Here is a 1,553-nt window from a genome sequence, read left to right on the forward strand (position 1 = left end):
TCTGTATATTCAGTGCTCCTATCTACACAAATTGGTATTATAAAAGGATTATTATAGTTTTCATATAATTTTGTAAACAACTCATCTTTTGAATAATTTGCTTTTTTATGAGTCATAGGTTCAACATTTCTTTTTTGATCAATCAATTCAGTAATGAATGATTGAAAAAAAGTATCATTATTAATTTTTGTTGAATAAAGATCAAGAAGATCTTTATTTAAAATAATTTTTAATTCATCATTATATAAAATATTGAGAATATTTCTATATAGTCCATTGTTATTATTTTCCAATTCAGAAAATACAGTATCATCTAATAAAATAATCATAATAATTCTTTAACTAAATTGTATGACGTATCATAAAATCCTTCAGGAAAAAAATTTTCTAATAAACCATTTGATAAAATATTATGACTTGATATTTTGAATTTTTCCTTATCTCTAACAAAATAGTGGATTGTTATATCTTCAGGTTTAATTTTATATTTCTTAGATTTTACAATAACTTGAAGTTTTCTGATGATATGTTCACTATGAGTTTCAATAAAGTAATTATTTTTGTCACCTATACTTAAAAGAGTATCAATAAATTTAGCTTGCAAGTTTGGATGTAAATGTACTTCTGGTTGTTCAATTAGAATTGTATTACCTTTCTTAGTATATTTCTCAGAAAGAATTGCTTGAAATAAAATAGGTAATTGTAAAGAAACTCCATATCCAACATCTGTAATATTTGACCAAAACCCTTTTGTTTTAACATTTAAAGCATTAACCGGTAATGATTTATCTTTAATTAATTGAATTTCTTCAGCAATACCAAAGTTTTTAATTATTTTATTAAGATGATTAATTCTTTCTTTATAATCTTTTTCACTTAATGTACTGTCTCCTAAAATATTGACAAATTTTTCAATATCAATTGACTTGTAAGCAGCTTTTTTATCTTCTTGAAAATAAAACCTTTGTGGCGTTGTAGTGATAGGATTAACAAAGGTTATCTTCTCAATTTGTTCACTTATATAATTTTGAAATAAAAGAAAATAAGCAATTGGATAATAAATTTCTGGAAAATCATTTCCATACAATCCCTCACATTGCTTTTTTAGCTCAATACCAAGCAATGTAAAAAACCCTTGCTTAAAAGAAGCACATCTTTCTATAATACCTTCTTTATCACCTATTTTAAATTCAATATTACATAGTAATTCTCTGAAATCTATTTTAGCTTTGTCTTTTAATATATGTATCTTAATATATCCAATACTTTCGTTTTCAATTATAGTTTTAATTGAACTATGATCATGTAAATTAGAACTTAATGTAAATGTAATTTTGGTGGGGGAGTGAATATTTTTTAAAAAAGTAGAATCAATGCTTACGCTATCTTCTCCTTTCAGCTCATTCATTTCTTGATGAATTTTTTCGTAAATAGAAATTGTATCGAGAAAATATTTATTATAGTTAACATGACTACTAAAGCTGAATTCAATTTTATTCTTTTTTTGTTTTTTATATATTACTTCTTCATAATTACCTAAATCAGTATAATCT

Annotated in this window: 2 protein-coding genes; both read right to left on the reverse strand. The window is 23.6% G+C overall.

The window, feature by feature from the left end:
- The coding region (locus AB4Y90_RS17810; protein WP_441558901.1) for a hypothetical protein at positions 1–329 on the reverse strand (329 nt) is incomplete at its 3' end.
- On the reverse strand, positions 326–1,553 hold a 1,228-nt coding region (locus AB4Y90_RS17815), incomplete at its 5' end, for an AAA family ATPase (protein WP_441558902.1). The genes AB4Y90_RS17810 and AB4Y90_RS17815, both read right to left, overlap by 4 nt.

Source organism: Chryseobacterium sp. 2TAF14 (assembly GCF_052115105.1).
Lineage (GTDB): Bacteria > Bacteroidota > Bacteroidia > Flavobacteriales > Weeksellaceae > Chryseobacterium.